This is a genomic window from Pseudarthrobacter sp. J1763, from assembly GCF_050490295.1.
GTDB lineage: Bacteria > Actinomycetota > Actinomycetes > Actinomycetales > Micrococcaceae > JBNPEO01.
The window spans coordinates 97,027-113,331 of the sequence record NZ_JBNPEN010000006.1 but is presented as its reverse complement, the minus strand read 5'-3'; the positions used below and the strand labels follow the sequence as shown (position 1 = coordinate 113,331).

The following is a 16,305-nucleotide window of genomic DNA, read 5'->3' as shown; positions in this document are numbered from 1 at the left end:
GCTTTGCGTAATTGGTATAAAAAACAGGCGGGGCACCAACGCCGGTTACTTTTACCGACGTCGTAATTTGCGCGTCGTGGCCGCGGTGATTTGAATGCTACCGTCGTGGGATGACCAGCCTGATCACCCCTGATGCCAGCTTCCATTCCTCCTGGGTGGAGGCGTTTAAAGAGTTCGACGGCGCCCAATTGGACGGTGCCGGGGCCGAAGGTCGGACCGATGAGGAGCTCACGGACCCGAAGGCATTTGGCGAGTTCGTCGACTCACTCGTTGCTGATGCCCTGCCGGATTCTCCGCGCAAGCCCGGCTACGTGCCGTGCACCTATTTGTGGATGGTCGACACCGGCACGTTCGTCGGCTCGCTGGCGATCCGGCACGAGTTGAACGACTTCCTGTTCAACGATGGCGGCCACATTGGCTACAGCGTTAGGCCCTCGGCTCGCCGTCGAGGTTACGCCTCGGCCGCGCTCGCCGAAGCGCTGCCGCTTGCCGCGGACCTTGGGATTTCTCGGGTTTTGGTGACCTGCGATGAGGACAATGTTGGGTCTCGGGCGACGATCGAAAAGAACGGCGGCGTCTACGAGGACTCCCGAAATGGCAAGCGACGCTACTGGATTGAGGCATCTGTCTGATCTCCTGCACATCGACTGTCCCACAGCAGTTTTGTGCGTGACAGACTCACTACGTGAACGATGACTTAAAGGGCGTACTTCATCACGTTGAAATCTGGGTGCCCGAGCTGAACCGAGCTACCCGCGAATGGGGCTGGGTGTTGGATCTCTTGGGCTATGAGATCTACCAGAGTTGGGAAAACGGGATTAGCTGGCGGCTAGGGTCCACGTACATCGTCTTCGAGGAATCGTCCGACATGACCGGCCGGGAACACAACCGCACCTCTCCCGGGCTGAACCACTTGGCATTTCATGCTGGCACTCGAGAAAACGTTGACGCCATGGTCGGGGACAGTGCGGCCCAAGGGTGGGCACCGTTATTTGCTGATAAATACCCGAACGCGGGAGGTCTGGGTAATTACGCGGCCTACCTCGTCAACTCTGATGGATTCGAGATCGAACTCATTGCCGCGGATTAGATTAGGCCGTGACCTGACCAGCGACCAGTTGAAACTCTCTGGCATTCGCAGCCATGGATAATCGGTTCATGATTTCAGCACAGAACGACGACGGATTTGAGCTTCGAGTCGGAGACCTGACCCGCGTAGAGATTGAGCGGGCTCTCTCGGGCAATGGCGTATTGCTTAACAACCATGCCCAGACTCTGCTCGATCGCGCTGACTTCGATACGCCCGCGAGCCAGGATCTAATTATTGTGGAGCGGACCGTCGCCGAGCTCGGCTTCGGAAACGGTGCAGAGCTGCCCAACATTTTTGACGCGGCGCAAAACCAAGGCCTTGAACTTTGCCCGTTGGTGACCGGACCCTACCTCCGATTGGTGACTCTGAACCAGGAAGCAGCACCCGATTCGGTGCTGTCTGCCGGCCGCGCCCCGAACGGGTCGGTTCATGTCTCATCTGCAGCGATAAGCAGCGATTTTGAAGACCCAAAAGGCTTCTATCTTCGCGTCATTGGCGGGCAGGTATGGCTGCGCGGCTACCGCTGTGATGACACGTATCTGTTCGAGCCAGAGCAACGATTTGCCTTCGTGAAGCCTTCCAACTGACCGCTGGACGTCCCTAGGGTTCCATTAGATGTTCCTAGTGTCGGCGAAGCAACGGCTTTTTCGTCGTCGTTCGATGCGCGCCGGACTCCCGCCACGAGCGACTACAGTGTGGGAGTGAATTTCAACGCATTTGATCGCTACGCAGCCCTTGAACTTACCCCCACCGGAGCTACGCCGGTCGTCGAAGTTGAAGAACAAAACAGCGACTACGAGTCAGGAGTTGCGAGCTTCGGCAATGAGTCGTGGCGCATCCGGACTGCCCGAATCACACCCACCAAACCTGGCGCCTTCGTCGCCGTCTGGAAGCGGGGGACTGACGGGGTCACGCGGCCGTTCACGGTTGATGAGTCGCTGTCGGGGCTTCTGATTTTCGTTGAGGACCAAGGCCGGTTCGGCGTCTTCAAATTCACCCCGGAGCATCTCAGCTCGCTCGGATACGCCAGCTCTGAACGGCATGCCGGCAAGCGCGGAATTCGGTTATATCCATCGTGGTGCGCGGATCTAAACCCGCAAGCCTCGCGGACGCAGCGCGCGCAGGCGAAAGCGTTCGTCGAACTTCTCGCTGACTAGGCGACAGTCGCCGTCGGTCGCCGGTAATGCATCGTGACCACCACAACAATGCCCACAACCGCGCCAATGAAAGTCTCCACCGCGCGGTCGGTGATCAGTGGGCCCGGTTCACTGTGATGGGCAAGTTCGGTGCTGATGAGCGCGAGCGGTGTGATGAAGATTTGCGCCAGCGCGTAGTGGCGCAGGACATACATTTCTGCGGCAAATTGCAGGACGGCGATCAGTAGAACCATGGCCCACGGGGCAGGGTCGGCCAGCAGGATCGCAGCCGTGACAAGTAGTCCTGCCGCCGTACCCAGAATGCGGTTGAGTCCGCGTTCCACCCGGTGGTTGACGGTAGCCCCCACCAGCGGCACCACTGCAGCAACCATGGCCCAGTAGTTATGCCCGATCCCCATGGCCGTTGCGATACTCCCAGCCACCGCGGCCGCAACAAAATACTGCGCAGATTCCAAGTACACGGTTCGCCGGCCCTTGGCCGTGAGCGGTTCGCGCACCTTTGCCACCCACGGGGTTCGGCGGCTAGGGATCAGGCGCGTGCTGAGTCCCACAAACAAGTTAAAAACGACGACGATGATCGCCACGAGCATCCCCTGCCAGATGGGTGCCTGGTGCGGGATCGAAGCGATCGCACCGTACGCAAAAATGTGAAACAGCGAACCGGCTGGCCTCAAACGCCCCAAGCCGGTGCCGAGGGCTCCCAAACCGGAGACCACTGAAGCTCCGGCGACAATTACCCACGGGCCTGCATTGCTGTGCGAGGTGATTTGCCCGGCAAAAATAAACACCAGGAGAAGACCTCCAGCGAGAGTCTGTTCCCGCAGGCGCGAGCGGTGATGCGTGTTGCGGCTATAGATTCCGGTGAACGCCCCAAACGCCGCGAATACGGCAAGGTCCAGCCTGCCCACAAGCAGCAAAGTGAGCAGTGGGACACCAACACCTACGGCCGTGCGGAGAGCCGGGTGGTGATCGTTGTGTCCGGGCTGCATGCGGAAGTATTCCGTGACGCGCTGCAAAGAAGCCTGCCTTTGTGGTGGGGATGTCCCTAGCTTAGCATTTTGTTTTACCGGTAAACTATAATTGTGAGATGAGCGACTATGTAGACACCATGCGCCAACAATGGGCGAGCATCTACCCAGAACTGGATACCGAGGCGGCAGGCGTTGTTGCCCGTATTACCCGCATTGCCCGGATGATCCAGCTGCGAGGCGACGTGGTCCTCGCAGAGCACGGCGTCACACGGGACGAATTCGAATTGATGTCCCTGCTGGCCCGCAGTGCAGGCCCGCTCACCCCCAGCGCGCTCGCCGCTTCTCAAATCACGTCGGCAGCAGCCGTCACCAAAAGACTTAAGAAACTCGACGACGCCGGCTGGGTCCGCCGTGAAGTTAACCCCAGTGACGGGCGTGGTGCGCTCATCCACCTCACGCAAGAGGGCAGTTCAGTCCTGCGCCCGATCATCGACGCCGTAGCGAAATTCGATAGTGCACTACTGGGCGAACTGACAGCCAATGACTCCGAACAGCTCGCAAACCAACTGCGAGCGTTGCTGACCTCCGTAGAGGGCCCCGCAGAAAACGCTTAGGAGATCCCGGCGAATAGCTCATTCAGTTCGGCAGTCAACGCTGCGGCAACTGCCGGATCCTTACCGATTCTCTGCCCGTCAATGTGGTTCACCGGTGCAATCAGCCGGATCGAAGAGATTAGCCATACGGCATCGGCGTCCAGCAAATCCTCTGGCACCAAGGGGCCATAACCGAGCTCCCAGCCAGCGGCCTTCGCAGCAACAAACAAGGCACCCTGAGACGTTCCAGGCAGGATTCCAGCGTCAAGTTGCGGGGTGATCAAGCGTTTGGTGACGGTGCCGTCGTCGGACGTTTCCTGGTGAGCCAGCAACACCGTAGAGGTGGGGCCCTCAAGAACCCGGCCATCCGCGGACGTAAAAATCACGTCATCAGCACCTTTGGTGTGCGCATAACGCAACGCCGCCATATTGACCGCGTAGCTAAGCGTCTTTGCACCGAGCAACAACCACGGTGCGCGGTCCGCTAGGTCAGAGTCATAACCGCGGTCAAGCATAACGACGTCGATCCCCGACTTCCGCTGCTGCCGCCCCAAAGCGGGAGAAGGCGAAGCTTGCACCCACGCGGTCGGCTCTGCCGCGCCTTCCACGCCGCGGGTCACCAGCAGCTTGACCACAATCTCATCTTCATCCGGCTTAGCGTCACGGAACACGTCGATTGCAGTGCTGATGGCCGCTTCCCACGCCTGCGGAGCGGGAATGCTCAGATCCAGCATCGCCGCGGAGGAAGCCAAGCGCTTCAGATGCGCCGGAACCTTCCGTGGCTTCCCATCAACGGCCAGCAGGGACTCGAAGACACCATCACCGCGGGTGGCACCCAAATCGGTGGCCATCAACTGTGGTGCTGTGGCGTCCACAATGCGCCCTTGCGGGTGCTGAGAATCGAGGAAAACCAGAACGGCGGGGGCAGGCACAGAAGTCATGTGATCAGCATATCGGCGGTAGCATAAACACATTGCCCAGCGTGTAGAGGCAACTGAAATTGATAGGGGCAATACGGGTGGTTTGGCCGTTCCCAGTGGGACTTGAATGGACGTGGCTTCTCAGCGCTTGGGCTGTCATCGAACTGGTCTTGCGCGTGGTGCTCCTCGGGGTTATTCCCGGAAACCGGCGCCCCAACACCGCAATGGCATGGCTGCTAGCCATCTTCCTGGTCCCTTCCGTGGGTTTTGTCCTCTTCCTGCTGTTCGGCAACTTCAAACTCTCGCGCCGGCGTACCGAGCAACAAGCCGCAGTGAATGAGCGAGTGCGTCAAAGCAGCAGTGGCATTCAAGAACTCGGCAACTGCTACGAAGGTCCGGCGTGGGTAAAGTCCGCCGCCGAACTGAACAAACATTTAGGCTCCCTGCCGCTGGTGGACGCCAACTCCGTGAAACTCTTTCCTGGTTACGAAGACTCTTTCAAAGCCATGACAGCAGCCATTGGCGAGGCTAAAAACTTTGTCAACGTTGAGTTCTACATCATGAGTTCAGATGAACTCACGGACCCGTTGTTGACTGCCCTTGAAGAAGCCGCGGACCGCGGCGTGGAAGTGCGTTTGCTCTTTGACCACATTGGAACCCTGCGCGTGAAGGGTTACCGTCAGCTACTCAAACGCTTGCGCAGCGGTGGAATCAAATGGCGCCGAATGCTTCCCTTATTGCCCATCCACGGCCAATGGCGCCGCCCGGATCTGCGCAACCACCGCAAAATTGTGGTGGTGGATGGTGAAGTGGCCTTCACCGGTTCCCAAAACCTAGTGGAACCGCACTACCGCAAGCCCAAAAACATCAAGTCAGGGCGCCAATGGGTGGAACTCATGGCAGAACTGCGTGGCCCCGTGGTCCCTACCTTGAACATTGTTTTTGCCACCGACTGGCTCAGCGAAACTGACGAATCTCTTCAGCACCAACTCGTTCTACCGGAGAGCACTTCAGCCGGGCACATCCCGGCTCAAGTAGTGCCCAGCGGTCCGGGGTTCAGCACCGAAAACAACCTGCGCCTCTTCAACACCCTCATCTACTCGGCACAAGAACGCATCTCCATTTGCAGCCCCTACTTTGTCCCAGATGACTCACTGCTCTACGCAATCACCACGGCAGCTCAACGCGGGGTAGAAGTAGAGCTCTTCGTCTCTGAAAAGGGCGATCAGTTCCTAGTCCACCACGCACAACGTTCCTACTACGAGGCACTCCTGAACGCCGGTGTGAGGGTCTACCTCTACCGGGCCCCGTACGTGCTGCACGCAAAGCACTTCACCATTGATGATGAAGTTGCAGTGATTGGTTCCTCCAACATGGACATGCGCTCCTTCTCACTGAACATGGAAGTGTCAGTCATGATGCTCGGTGCAGACATTGTGGAACAAATGCGTTCGGTGGAGAACAGTTACCGCGAAGGATCACGCGAATTGTTGCTCGAGGATTGGATGCGCCGGCCCATCCTCGCCAAGTACGTGGACAACGTGGCGCGGCTGACGGCAACGGTTCAGTAAGTTCCTTCAAACCCAGTACAGCTTGAACTGGACGCGCAGTCAGCGAGAAGGGAAACTCGAGCCCAAGGTCCCCAAGATCCCGCTTGCCTTGATGCGAATCTCCTCGTACTCCTCTTGCGGTGCAGAATCCGCTGTGATGGCGCCGCCAATACCGATGCTCAGTTCAGTACCGCCGTCACCGTCCGGACGGGCCACAAGGGTCCGAATGACCACCGAAAGATCCGTGGCACCATTAAGCGAAAAATAGCCCAAGGCGCCTGAATACACACCGCGCGGCTCAACTTCGAGCTCATCCAAAATAGCCATGGTGCTGATCTTCGGCGCACCCGTCATGGAACCGGCCGGGAAAGCCGCCGCAACAGCTTCCGAACGCGATGCGCCGGGCAAGAGTTGAGCATCAATGGTGCTCACCATTTGATGGACAGTCGCGTAACTTTCAATGGCACACAAACGCGGCACCTTCACCGAGCCCGGAACCGCGTAATGGCTCAGATCGTTGCGCAGCAAGTCAACAATCATGATGTTCTCGGCGCGGTCCTTGCCACTGCTGGCCAGTTCCTCCCGCAGCTTTTGATCAACGGCAGGATCAGAAGAACGACGCCGGGTGCCCTTGATCGGTTCGGCGCGAAGCCCGCCGTCGGACCCTATTTTGATAAAACGCTCCGGTGACGTGCTGGCAACCTCACAAGCCCCGAAGCGAAGATAGGCGGCGAAGGGTGCCGGGTTTTGTGCCCGTAGACGCAGATACGTTTCCCACAGTTTGAGTGCGGGAACCCGCGCTGTGACGGTGGTGGTCAGGCAAACCTCATAGGTATTACCCTCAGCAATCTGGTGCTGCGCCTGGGCAATCTTCGCTTTGTATTCACGTTCGGAATCGCGGGCGCTGAACACCGGGGCGCTAAGGGTTTCTGGGTTCCTTGGCTTGTGGGCACTGTGACGGGCTGAGCTATTCACTGCGGCGCGGGCCTGCCGGGCCCAGTCATTGTCCTGGTGCGCCGGTGAGTCACCGGCCAACGGGAACAAGGACAATAACCACACACAGTCTTCGAGATGATCGAACACCACGGCCCGGCCAGCGAAGATCAGTTCCGCATCAGGTGCAGAGTCCTCGGCCAGTGCGGCAGGTCTACCTCCGGTCTCGTGCTTGAGTTCATAGCCCAGATAACCCAACCAACCAAGCGTGAAGTCCCCCGAATAACCCTGAGCCGAACTAGCCCAATCAGAGGCAGGGACAGTTCCCCACTCGCCATCCAACCAGCGAAAAAATCCAGACTCAATTGTGGCGCTCGCACTGCCAGCTCTCACAGTTGTGATCCCCGGGCGGTGAGTAACGTGCGCGCCGTGAGGCCCGGCGTCGTCCGCCATAATGCTCCAGCGGCTACGCTGCGGCGTATCGGCTTGCGGGGCCCCAGTGTGCGTTTCCGCAATGGAGGAGTCCAGCCATATTGCTCGCGGCGAATCCGCGTAGAGGGCATCAAACACACGGGCCGGGTCCGCAGCAACATCCAAGCGTTCGGCGAATAATTTATGGGAATGCTGCGCAAGCCGTTCCGGGGCCAGAACATGTTCCAACGCCGGGAGGTGGCTCAATAGGTGCAATACGTCCGCTGGGGCAGAGCCACTAGCCGCGTTTTTCACCGTGACCTGGGCATGGTTGTGAACGGGATCCTCGGCCAGCCATTCTTCTTCTTGCTGCGCCCACTCGTCCCAGTGGCCAGCGAACACCTCGCCATCCCGGTCCAAGGCGCGGCGTTTGCGCTCATCGTCAGCCGACTCTACCCAAACCACCACGTCCAGAAAGGCCCGGGCCGCTTCCGAGCAAGCCCCAACGCCCTCCACAATCACCACGTCCGCGGCGGCTGTGAGGCGAGTGTCGCCATCGTAACGCTGTTCCCAATCCCAGCAGACCCACTCGGCGTCCTCACCGCGTTTCAGCGGTGCGAGCACGGTGTTGACGTAGCGCTCAATGCCCGCGCTGAGCCCATTCCACCCCGGGTAAATGTCCTCAAGGTGGAAGAGCGAAACCTTTCGGTGTTCGCGCAGTGCGGCCGCCAACTCCACAGCAAGAGTGGTTTTTCCGGCGCCGGAGCGGCCATCGATGCCGATGATCACGGGTGCTGGGCTCATGCAATAGAGCGTACCCGGTGGGCCTAGTGAATCACCGCGAGCAAAATGCCGACCAGGATAAAAAGAACACCGAAGATGCGGTTGAGGACTTTTTGGCCGTGCTCATTGTGGGTGAATCGTTGGAAAGACTTGGCAGCTGCTGCAAAAAACAGCCACATCACCAGGGTGTCGATGATCAGCACTGTGGCAGTCAAAACCACGTACTGGACGAGTAAGGGATGATCCGGCTTGATGAATTGCGGCATAAACGCCAAGAAAAAAACGATTGCCTTCGGGTTAAGTAGGTTCACCCAGATTCCACGGCGGAGCATGGACCAGCCCGATTCGTTCCGGCGAGCATCAGTCTTTTCTTGATCCAAGTCCGGCTTGTGCATAAACTGCCTGATGCCCAGGTACACCAGATAGGCGGCACCGGCGTAGCGGATCACGTTGAAGATCACCGGCGAGCTGGCCACCAGCACTCCCACACCTAGGGCCACAATCATAATGTGAATGACCAAGGCCAACTGTTGACCCATTACACCCCACAGGGACCGCTTGAACCCCGAATTCAGGGAGTTGCCCATGGTGAAAATGGCCCCGGCGCCGGGAGTAAAACTGATCAGGGTGCTGGCACCAACAAGGGCTAGCCAAAGCGAGAATTGCACTCAATCAGCCTAGTGGGTGGGGAGGGCGCCGAGATTACCCTTCTTGTGCATTACGACGCCGGAAATCGCCGGGGATTCTCGGCAACACGCTGTGAGTGGCGGCAAAAAGAGGGGAGACTCAGCGGCGCAGGGCTCAGGCGCGTGCAATGACTTCGCCATTGGGGATCAAGAACCAGCCGTCGTCCGTTGAACCCCACCGGTGCCAGCCCGCCGAGATGCGCTCAAGGTCCCGCTGCTCGGCCAGGTTGTAGGCCAGAGCCTGCTCGGCGAATGCCGAATGCAGCACTCGCTCGCCCCACACCCTGGCCTGCCAGCGGCGTTGCTGCCCGGTGGCGTAGAGCCAGTTGCTGCTGCTCGGGGCAACATCGGTGAACCCGGCTGCTTGCGCCCAGGAGACCAAGCGGCGGCCAGCATCAGGCTCGGCACTATTCCGGCGTGCAAGCCGCTGGTAAAGGTCCATCCATTCATCCAATTCCGGGACATCCGGATACCAACTCACGCCATGGAAGTCTGCTTCGCGAACCGCAACAATCCCGCCCGGTTTAGCCACACGCCGCATTTCTCGCAGGGCCTCCACGGGGTCGCTGAGATGCTGGAGGACTTGATGGGCGTGGACAACGTCAAAGGTCTCAGCTTCAAAGTCCAGGTCATAGATATTGCCGGTTTCGAAGGTGGCATTTTTAACACCGCGTTGGCTAGCCAAGGATTGGGCATGCTCAACAACCTCCGGTGCGCGGTCCACGCCGGTGACGTGGCCGGACCCAACTAGTTCCGCAAAGTCACACGTGATAGTGCCCGGCCCACAGCCCACATCAAGCACTTTGGCGCCCTCGGTGAGGTACGGAATAACGTAGGCCGCCGAGTTCTGGGCCGTCCTAGATGCGTGGGCATTTACTACCGATTCGTGGTGCCCGTGAGTGTAGACGTCTTGCGCTGTTTGGGGTTGGGATTCCTCGCTCATGGCAGCACGCTACTCTCTCCATCTGACAGCGCCATAGGTAGCCACACCGTGAGACAACGCCGGCAACAAATAGAGTGCAGTTCTGCCTGAGGTGAACACGATTAGCTAGCCTGTGAAGTGTGGTCTATGATGCTTCTCCGGAGCCCCGAACCGTTGCTCCGAAGCGATGAGAGGCAGGCCACACATGGCAACCGACTACGATGCAGTGCGATCCGACGTTGCAGAGATCCAGAATGAGTCGCTAGAGGCCCTCAAGTCTGCTGGCTCCTCAGACGCTCGCAGCGTTGTGCTGGAGCTTGATGAAGCGGACACAACCGACGGTGTTGAGCTGCCGGGTGCCGATCTTTCCGGCGAGGAATTGACCGTTGTGGTCATTCCTGAGCGGCCCGATGAATTCACGTGCTACTCGTGCTTCTTGGTCCGTCACCGCTCGCAGATTGCGCGCGAAAAAGATGGTCACGCATATTGCGTGGAGTGCGAAGGCTAGGACTTCCGCTGAACGCTCACACTTTCAGGTGAGTGGGACTGCGGTGACACAACGACGGCGGGCTGGTGCCCGGCGTCGTTGGCGTTTAAGCGGGCAGTATTAAAGGTCAAGGCGTTGATACTGTCAGTGGCCGCGCCTACCCTCAACGGAGCGGTCCGATTCGCGGACCCCAGCGAGGAGCGGGTATGTCCAAGATCAGTAATTGTCTCTGGTTTGATGATCAGGCCGAGGTCGCAGCGAATTTCTATGCCTCACTTTTTAAGAATTCCAAGATCCTCAACGTCAGCCGCTACGGCGAAGGTGCGCCACTGCCGGCCGGGACGGTTCTCACCGTTGACTTTGAACTCGATGGGACCAAGTTCATTGCGCTCAACGGCGGGCCCATGTTGACCTTCTCCGAGGCGGTGTCCTTCTCGATCGATTGTGCCGATCAAGCCGAGGTGGACCACTTCTGGAACGCCCTGACAGCTGACGGAGGCCAAGAAAGTCAGTGTGGTTGGCTCAAGGACAAGTTTGGGGTGTCATGGCAGGTGGTCCCCTCCGCTATGCCGGGGCTCATCTCTGGCCCGGATCCGGACGGCGCAGGGCGTGCCATGGCCGCCATGATGGGCATGAAAAAGTTGGACATCGCCGAGCTGCAAAAAGCGTACGACGGCGAGTAGTCGCCTTGAGCGCAGCGGTGGCGTTTACTGCGGGATGAACCACTGAATTCTGGTGGGTAAAATTGTTCGCTGGGGTCCGTAGACCCAGATTTGCCTCGAGTCAGGACGGGTTTGGCCGCATGCAGTGCTCTTACTTCGACGCGCGCACATGCGTTTCATGCACCCTGATGGGCCAACCGTATTCGGAGCAACTGGCGGATAAAGAGAGTCACTGCCGCTCCTTGCTCGGTGGGCATCGGGAGATTGAGTGGTTGCCTGCGGTTGCCAGCAGTGAGGATGGATTCCGCAACAAAGCCAAAATGGTGATTGCCGGGAGCGTTCAGGAACCAACCATCGGTATTTTGGACCGCGCCGGAAATGGTGTGGATCTGCGTATGTGTGGCGTGTGTTCGCCTGCCCTGCGAGAAACGTTCCCAAGCATTTCGGCGTTTATTACCTTGGCAGGACTGACCCCGTACAGCGTTCCGGAGCGCCGGGGCGAGCTCAAGTACATTCTGCTCACCGAGTCCGCAGACGGAGAGCTGATGCTGCGCTTTGTCCTGCGAAGCACCAACCTGGTGAGTAAAATTAGTAAGTACTTGCCCGCACTACTGGAGGCGATTCCCGGGCTACGAGTGGTTACGGCGAACATTCTCCCGGAGCACAAAGCGGTGCTTGAGGGTGAGGAGGAGATCGTCCTCACTGGCGAGTCCACCCTCCGAATGCGGGTCAATGACGTCAATCTGCACTTGCGGCCTAAAAGCTTTTTCCAAACCAATACCGAGATCGCTGCTGCCCTTTACCGGCAAGGCCGCGAGTGGGTCAACGAGGCAAACCCGGCATCGATCTGGGACCTCTATTGTGGGGTGGGAGGCTTCGCCCTGCACAGCACCGCGCTCCACCGGAAAGTCACCGGAATCGAGTTGAGCGAGGAAGCGATTGTTAGTGCCCAGCTCAGCGCTCACGAAGCGGGACTCACTGGCACGCATTTTAGGGCTGGTGACGCAACAGCGTTCGCCGTGGCAGCGGATAAGGGCGATGTCCCTGAACTGGTGATCGTGAATCCGCCGCGGCGCGGGATCGGCGCAGAACTGGCGAGCTGGCTGGAGAACTCGACCGTACAGCACTTGGTGTACTCCAGCTGCAACGCCGTGACGCTGGCCAAGGATCTTGAGGCCATGCCGTCATTCACCCCTCGGCGTGCGCGAGTTCTGGACATGTTTCCGCAGACCAAGCACTACGAAGTGATGGTTTTGCTCGAGCGAGCTAACTAAGTGATTTCCACCAGCGGCTACGCAGCACTCTTCCACCAAGCGACTGTTGCTGCGGCAGCATCCGGGAACGCCGTAGCTTTGAATCCCAGCAGGGCTTCGCTGCGTGAAGAGTCCATCACAAACGGCTTGGTGAATTGGTAGAGGAGTTCGCCGATTTCCCGCAGATCCGTGGAGACCAGTCCGCCGCTGCGAACCATCCATCCTGGGATGACCCGGAGCGTGGGGAGTGGGACGCCGGCGGCGCTTGCGAAGGCCTTGGCGAGCTCTCGTTGCGTGAGTGCGGGGCCCGTTGGGGCGTGCAGAACGGTGTTCCAAAGCTCTGGCCGGTTCGCCACGGCCACCATGGCGGCCGCCAAATCTGGAACGTAGGTGAACGAGTGCGGCTGATCCGCGGAACCTAGTGGGTTCAGAGCTTTGCCTGCCAGGATCCGCGGCACCATCCGGTCCCCGGCGTGAGCGACTTTAACCCGCGGGCCAAAGAAGTCGCCGGCCACCACAGAGACGGTATTCGCCGGATGGGCTGTGCGGGCTTTGAGTAATTCAGTCCGAATCCCGCGCTTCCCACCTTGGGCGGCGCGTGGCCCATCCTCGGTCATCACCGTGTTGCTCTGGTTATAGGAGTACAAACTTTCCGGGAAAACGACGACGGCGTCCGCGGCTGCCGCTGCATCCATCACCGTTTGCTCGGTCTGGGGGAGTTGGGCTGCCCACGCTTTGGCGGTGTAGGCGCTGGCGTGAATGCAGTGGAATACGGTGCCCGCGCCCTCAAATGCAGCGGCTAGTTGAGCCGGGTCTGAGACATCCGTGGCCACTTTTTCGATGAGTGGGTGATCGGGGCCGCTGGCGGAGCGAGTGAGAACCCGGACGTGAGTGCCAGCTGCGGCAAGCGCTTCGGCAACGCTCCAGCCCACGGGGCCAGCGCCTGTGACAATGCTGAGCTTTGGGTTGTGCGGGGCTGCTGGGGTTTGCGACATAACGTTCCTTCGAATTGTTGAATGAGCGGCCACGTGACCAAGCGGCCACGTGATGATGAGAGCAGTGCTCTCGATTAAGCGTGCGACTGACTTGGAGCATTGTCAAGAGCAGTGCTCTCAATTTGGCTGCATTATGTGCGACGATAGGGCAATGTCAGCCACAGATGCCCCCAAATCTCCGCGGGCGAGTGCTCGCGAACACACCGAACTCGAAATCCTCCGGATTGGCCGCCGGCACCTCACTGAACATGGCGCCGCCGCCCTCTCCTTGCGTGCCGTGGCCCGGGATTTGGGTGTGGTTTCCTCTGCCGTGTACCGCTACGTGGCAAGCCGGGATGAGCTACTAACCCTGCTTTTGGTTGACGCCTACAATGAGCTCGGTGATGCAGTGGATGCAGCGGTGGACGCACTCCCGGAGAGTGATTCACGGGACCGCTTCCAAGCGGTGGGTCGAGCGGTTCGGGCTTGGGGGTTGGCCAAGCCTTCGCGCTATGCACTTCTGTTCGGAAGTCCAGTTCCGGGATATGCCGCGCCCGCGGAAAGAACCACCGTCCCCGGAACTCGAGTGGTCTATCGCTTGATCGGCATCCTCGACGCTGCCCACCGGAAAGGTGAGCTGAGCGCCGTGGCAAGTGCCGCCGTCGTTCCTTCTCTTGCGCGTGACATGGAGCGAATTTGTGCCGAGCTGGGCCTTGAGCTGCCAGGGGAGTTGCTGGCGCGAGCAAGCTCGGTGTGGACTGGAATATTCGGTGCCGTGAGCTTTGAAGTATTCGGCCAATATGGCTCCGGAACCTTCGAAGCCCTTGATGAGCTCTTTGAGCACCACCTCAATGAGTGGGCGAACAGCTTGGGATTTCCGTCAAAGTAGCCAAGAGATTTCGCCGTCAGCAAAGTTGAGTCATCTTCACTCAACTTTGAGTTGACTTAACTTCTGACGTGAGTAAAGTTGAGTGCAGATCGCTCAAGATCTCGAAATGCCTGGCTTCGGCCGGCGCCCTCGAGTTTCCAAGAAAGAAGGAAGCACCTTATGTCCCGTGCAGTAGGTATTGACCTCGGAACCACCAACTCCGTCGTTTCTGTTCTCGAAGGTGGCGAGCCCACCGTTATTGCCAACGCTGAAGGTGGGCGCACCACCCCGTCCGTTGTGGCATTCTCCAAGTCCGGCGAAGTTCTGGTTGGCGAAATCGCCAAGCGCCAGGCCGTCAACAACATTGATCGCACCATCGCTTCCGTCAAGCGCCACATGGGCACCGACTGGACCGTCGCCATCGATGACAAGAAGTACACCCCGCAGGAAATCTCCGCTCGCACGCTGATGAAGCTGAAGAACGACGCCGAGTCCTACTTGGGCGAAAAGGTCACCGACGCTGTGATCACCGTTCCCGCATACTTCAACGACGCCGAGCGTCAGGCCACGAAGGAAGCCGGCGAAATCGCGGGCCTCAACGTGCTGCGTATTGTCAACGAGCCCACCGCTGCTGCTCTGGCTTACGGTCTGGACAAGGGTAAAGAAGACGAACTCATCTTGGTCTTTGACCTCGGTGGTGGAACCTTCGACGTCTCCCTCCTGGAAGTTGGTAAGGACGAAGACAACTTCTCCACCATTCAGGTTCGTGCAACCTCCGGTGACAACCGCCTCGGCGGCGACGACTGGGACAACCGCATTGTTGAATGGCTCTTGAACCAGCTGAAGGTCAAGGGTATTGACCTCTCCAAGGACAAGATTGCCCTGCAGCGTTTGCGCGAATCCGCAGAGCAGGCCAAGAAGGAACTCTCCTCCTCGACCAGCACCAACATCTCCCTCCAGTACCTCTCCGTCACCCCCGACGGCCCGGTTCACTTGGACGAGCAGTTGACCCGCGCCAAGTTCCAGGACCTCACCAAGGACCTGCTGGAGCGCACCCGCAAGCCGTTCAACGACGTTATTGCTGAAGCCGGCATCAAGGTTGGCGACATCGACCACATCGTTCTGGTTGGTGGCTCCACCCGTATGCCCGCCGTCACCGAGCTGGTCAAGGACCTCGCCGGTGGTAAGGAACCGAACAAGGGCGTTAACCCGGATGAGGTTGTTGCAGTTGGTGCAGCACTGCAGGCCGGCGTTTTGAAGGGTGAGCGCAAGGATGTTCTCCTGATCGACGTCACCCCCCTCTCCCTCGGTATCGAAACCAAGGGTGGTGTGATGACCAAGCTCATCGAGCGCAACACGGCCATCCCCACCAAGCGGTCCGAGACCTTCACCACGGCAGATGACAACCAGCCGTCCGTGTCCATCCAGGTCTTCCAAGGTGAGCGCGAATTCACCCGCGACAACAAGCCGCTGGGTACCTTCGAGCTGACCGGTATTGCACCGGCTCCGCGCGGCGTTCCGCAGGTTGAGGTCACCTTCGACATCGACGCAAACGGTATTGTCCACGTATCCGCCAAGGACAAGGGCACCGGCACGGAGCAGTCCATGACCATCACCGGTGGATCCAGCCTCTCCAAGGAAGACATTGACCGTATGGTCAAGGAAGCCGAAGAGCACGCAGCCGAGGACAAGGCTCGCCGTGAGGCAGCCGACGTTCGTAACTCCGCAGAGCAGCTCGCCTACTCCGTAGACAAGTTGATCGCTGAGAATGACGACAAGCTCCCCGAAGAGGTCAAGACTGAAGTCAAGGCCGACGTCGACTCGCTCAAGTCCGCGCTCGAGGGCACCGATGACACCGCCGTAAAGACCGCCTTCGAGAAGCTTCAGGCTTCCCAGGGCAAGTTGGGTGAAGCCATCTACGCTCAGGCCAGCGCTGAAGGTGCAGCAGATTCGGCTAACGCCGAGGGTGCAACCTCCGCACCGGAGGAAGACATTGTTGATGCCGAAGTCATCGACGAAGACAACACCGACGAAAAGAAGTAACC

The 16,305-nt window shown here is 59.1% G+C and carries 17 protein-coding genes; 11 read left to right on the top strand and 6 right to left on the bottom strand.

The features are described 5' to 3' along the window. The first annotated feature begins 110 nt into the window (after positions 1–110). From ACQQCD_RS08030 to ACQQCD_RS08015, 4 genes are all read left to right on the top strand, one after another. A complete protein-coding gene (locus ACQQCD_RS08030) occupies positions 111–632 on the top strand; it encodes a GNAT family N-acetyltransferase (protein WP_430267877.1) in 522 nt (173 codons plus the stop codon). A 53-nt stretch (positions 633–685) separates the two neighbouring features. Beyond that, on the top strand, positions 686–1,090 hold the full coding sequence (locus ACQQCD_RS08025; protein WP_430267876.1) for a VOC family protein: 405 nt from the start codon (positions 686–688) through the stop codon (positions 1,088–1,090). Positions 1,091–1,158: 68 nt separating this feature from the next. After that, complete coding sequence (locus tag ACQQCD_RS08020; protein WP_430267875.1) at positions 1,159–1,677, top strand: hypothetical protein; 519 nt, start codon at positions 1,159–1,161, stop codon at positions 1,675–1,677. A gap of 114 nt (positions 1,678–1,791) precedes the next feature. Then, positions 1,792–2,247, top strand: a complete 456-nt coding sequence (locus tag ACQQCD_RS08015) for a MepB family protein (protein ID WP_430267874.1) — start codon at positions 1,792–1,794, stop codon at positions 2,245–2,247. Here the strand turns inward: ACQQCD_RS08015 and ACQQCD_RS08010 are convergent. Next, entirely contained in the window at positions 2,244–3,263 is a 1,020-nt protein-coding gene (locus ACQQCD_RS08010) for an FUSC family protein (RefSeq protein ID WP_430267873.1), read from the bottom strand. The genes ACQQCD_RS08015 and ACQQCD_RS08010 overlap by 4 nt on opposite strands. 71 nt (positions 3,264–3,334) lie before the next feature. On the opposite strand from ACQQCD_RS08010, the gene ACQQCD_RS08005 reads away from it, so the two are divergent. Continuing rightward, complete coding sequence (locus ACQQCD_RS08005; RefSeq protein ID WP_430267872.1) at positions 3,335–3,832, top strand: MarR family winged helix-turn-helix transcriptional regulator; 498 nt, start codon at positions 3,335–3,337, stop codon at positions 3,830–3,832. Here ACQQCD_RS08005 and ACQQCD_RS08000 read toward each other — a convergent pair. Continuing rightward, positions 3,829–4,752 (bottom strand): aminodeoxychorismate lyase, encoded by a 924-nt coding sequence (locus ACQQCD_RS08000; RefSeq protein WP_430267871.1) that lies wholly within the window; start codon positions 4,750–4,752, stop codon positions 3,829–3,831. The two genes, ACQQCD_RS08005 and ACQQCD_RS08000, sit on opposite strands and share 4 nt — an antisense overlap. A gap of 77 nt (positions 4,753–4,829) precedes the next feature. Between ACQQCD_RS08000 and cls the strand changes: the two genes are divergently transcribed. Beyond that, a complete protein-coding gene (gene cls, locus ACQQCD_RS07995; RefSeq protein WP_430267870.1) occupies positions 4,830–6,302 on the top strand; it encodes a cardiolipin synthase in 1,473 nt (490 codons plus the stop codon). A gap of 39 nt (positions 6,303–6,341) precedes the next feature. Here the strand turns inward: cls and pabB are convergent, their stop codons facing one another. From pabB to ACQQCD_RS07980, 3 genes are all read right to left on the bottom strand, one after another. Next, positions 6,342–8,429, bottom strand: a complete 2,088-nt coding sequence (pabB, locus tag ACQQCD_RS07990; protein ID WP_430267869.1) for an aminodeoxychorismate synthase component I — start codon at positions 8,427–8,429, stop codon at positions 6,342–6,344. Positions 8,430–8,452: 23 nt separating this feature from the next. Then, the gene (locus tag ACQQCD_RS07985) at positions 8,453–9,076 is read right to left on the bottom strand and encodes a LysE family transporter (protein WP_430267868.1); all 624 of its coding nucleotides are present in this window, start codon (positions 9,074–9,076) and stop codon (positions 8,453–8,455) included. A gap of 133 nt (positions 9,077–9,209) precedes the next feature. Beyond that, entirely contained in the window at positions 9,210–10,037 is an 828-nt protein-coding gene (locus ACQQCD_RS07980; protein WP_430267867.1) for a class I SAM-dependent methyltransferase, read from the bottom strand. Between the two features lie 184 nt (positions 10,038–10,221). Here ACQQCD_RS07980 and ACQQCD_RS07975 point away from each other — a divergent pair, with 184 nt between their 5' ends. The 3 genes from ACQQCD_RS07975 (at position 10,222) to rlmC (ending at position 12,439) form a co-directional block, all read left to right on the top strand. Further along, complete coding sequence (locus ACQQCD_RS07975) at positions 10,222–10,524, top strand: DUF4193 domain-containing protein (RefSeq protein ID WP_430267866.1); 303 nt, start codon at positions 10,222–10,224, stop codon at positions 10,522–10,524. 185 nt (positions 10,525–10,709) lie between these two features. Continuing rightward, complete coding sequence (locus ACQQCD_RS07970; protein WP_430267865.1) at positions 10,710–11,186, top strand: VOC family protein; 477 nt, start codon at positions 10,710–10,712, stop codon at positions 11,184–11,186. 119 nt (positions 11,187–11,305) lie between these two features. Continuing rightward, positions 11,306–12,439, top strand: a complete 1,134-nt coding sequence (gene rlmC, locus ACQQCD_RS07965) for a 23S rRNA (uracil(747)-C(5))-methyltransferase RlmC (protein ID WP_430267864.1) — start codon at positions 11,306–11,308, stop codon at positions 12,437–12,439. 17 nt (positions 12,440–12,456) lie between these two features. On the opposite strand, the gene ACQQCD_RS07960 is transcribed toward rlmC, so the two are convergent. Further along, the gene (locus ACQQCD_RS07960) at positions 12,457–13,413 is read right to left on the bottom strand and encodes an NAD-dependent epimerase/dehydratase family protein (RefSeq protein WP_430267863.1); all 957 of its coding nucleotides are present in this window, start codon (positions 13,411–13,413) and stop codon (positions 12,457–12,459) included. Between the two features lie 151 nt (positions 13,414–13,564). On the opposite strand from ACQQCD_RS07960, the gene ACQQCD_RS07955 reads away from it, so the two are divergent. Together ACQQCD_RS07955 and dnaK are read left to right on the top strand one after the other, a co-directional pair. Continuing rightward, complete coding sequence (locus ACQQCD_RS07955) at positions 13,565–14,281, top strand: TetR/AcrR family transcriptional regulator (RefSeq protein WP_430267862.1); 717 nt, start codon at positions 13,565–13,567, stop codon at positions 14,279–14,281. Between the two features lie 159 nt (positions 14,282–14,440). Continuing rightward, positions 14,441–16,303 (top strand): molecular chaperone DnaK, encoded by a 1,863-nt coding sequence (gene dnaK / locus ACQQCD_RS07950; protein ID WP_430267861.1) that lies wholly within the window; start codon positions 14,441–14,443, stop codon positions 16,301–16,303. Positions 16,304–16,305: the final 2 nt, after the last annotated feature.

Coding starts and splice junctions, on each gene's coding strand:
- ACQQCD_RS08030 (WP_430267877.1), top strand. CDS start 111: ATGACCAGCCTGATCACCCCTGATGCCAGCTTCCATTCCTCCTGGGTG.
- ACQQCD_RS08020 (WP_430267875.1), top strand. CDS start 1,159: ATGATTTCAGCACAGAACGACGACGGATTTGAGCTTCGAGTCGGAGAC.
- ACQQCD_RS08005 (WP_430267872.1), top strand. CDS start 3,335: ATGAGCGACTATGTAGACACCATGCGCCAACAATGGGCGAGCATCTAC.
- ACQQCD_RS08000 (WP_430267871.1), bottom strand. CDS start 4,752: ATGACTTCTGTGCCTGCCCCCGCCGTTCTGGTTTTCCTCGATTCTCAG.
- pabB (WP_430267869.1), bottom strand. CDS start 8,429: ATGAGCCCAGCACCCGTGATCATCGGCATCGATGGCCGCTCCGGCGCC.
- ACQQCD_RS07980 (WP_430267867.1), bottom strand. CDS start 10,037: ATGAGCGAGGAATCCCAACCCCAAACAGCGCAAGACGTCTACACTCAC.
- ACQQCD_RS07975 (WP_430267866.1), top strand. CDS start 10,222: ATGGCAACCGACTACGATGCAGTGCGATCCGACGTTGCAGAGATCCAG.
- ACQQCD_RS07970 (WP_430267865.1), top strand. CDS start 10,710: ATGTCCAAGATCAGTAATTGTCTCTGGTTTGATGATCAGGCCGAGGTC.
- rlmC (WP_430267864.1), top strand. CDS start 11,306: ATGCAGTGCTCTTACTTCGACGCGCGCACATGCGTTTCATGCACCCTG.
- ACQQCD_RS07960 (WP_430267863.1), bottom strand. CDS start 13,413: ATGTCGCAAACCCCAGCAGCCCCGCACAACCCAAAGCTCAGCATTGTC.
- ACQQCD_RS07955 (WP_430267862.1), top strand. CDS start 13,565: ATGTCAGCCACAGATGCCCCCAAATCTCCGCGGGCGAGTGCTCGCGAA.
- dnaK (WP_430267861.1), top strand. CDS start 14,441: ATGTCCCGTGCAGTAGGTATTGACCTCGGAACCACCAACTCCGTCGTT.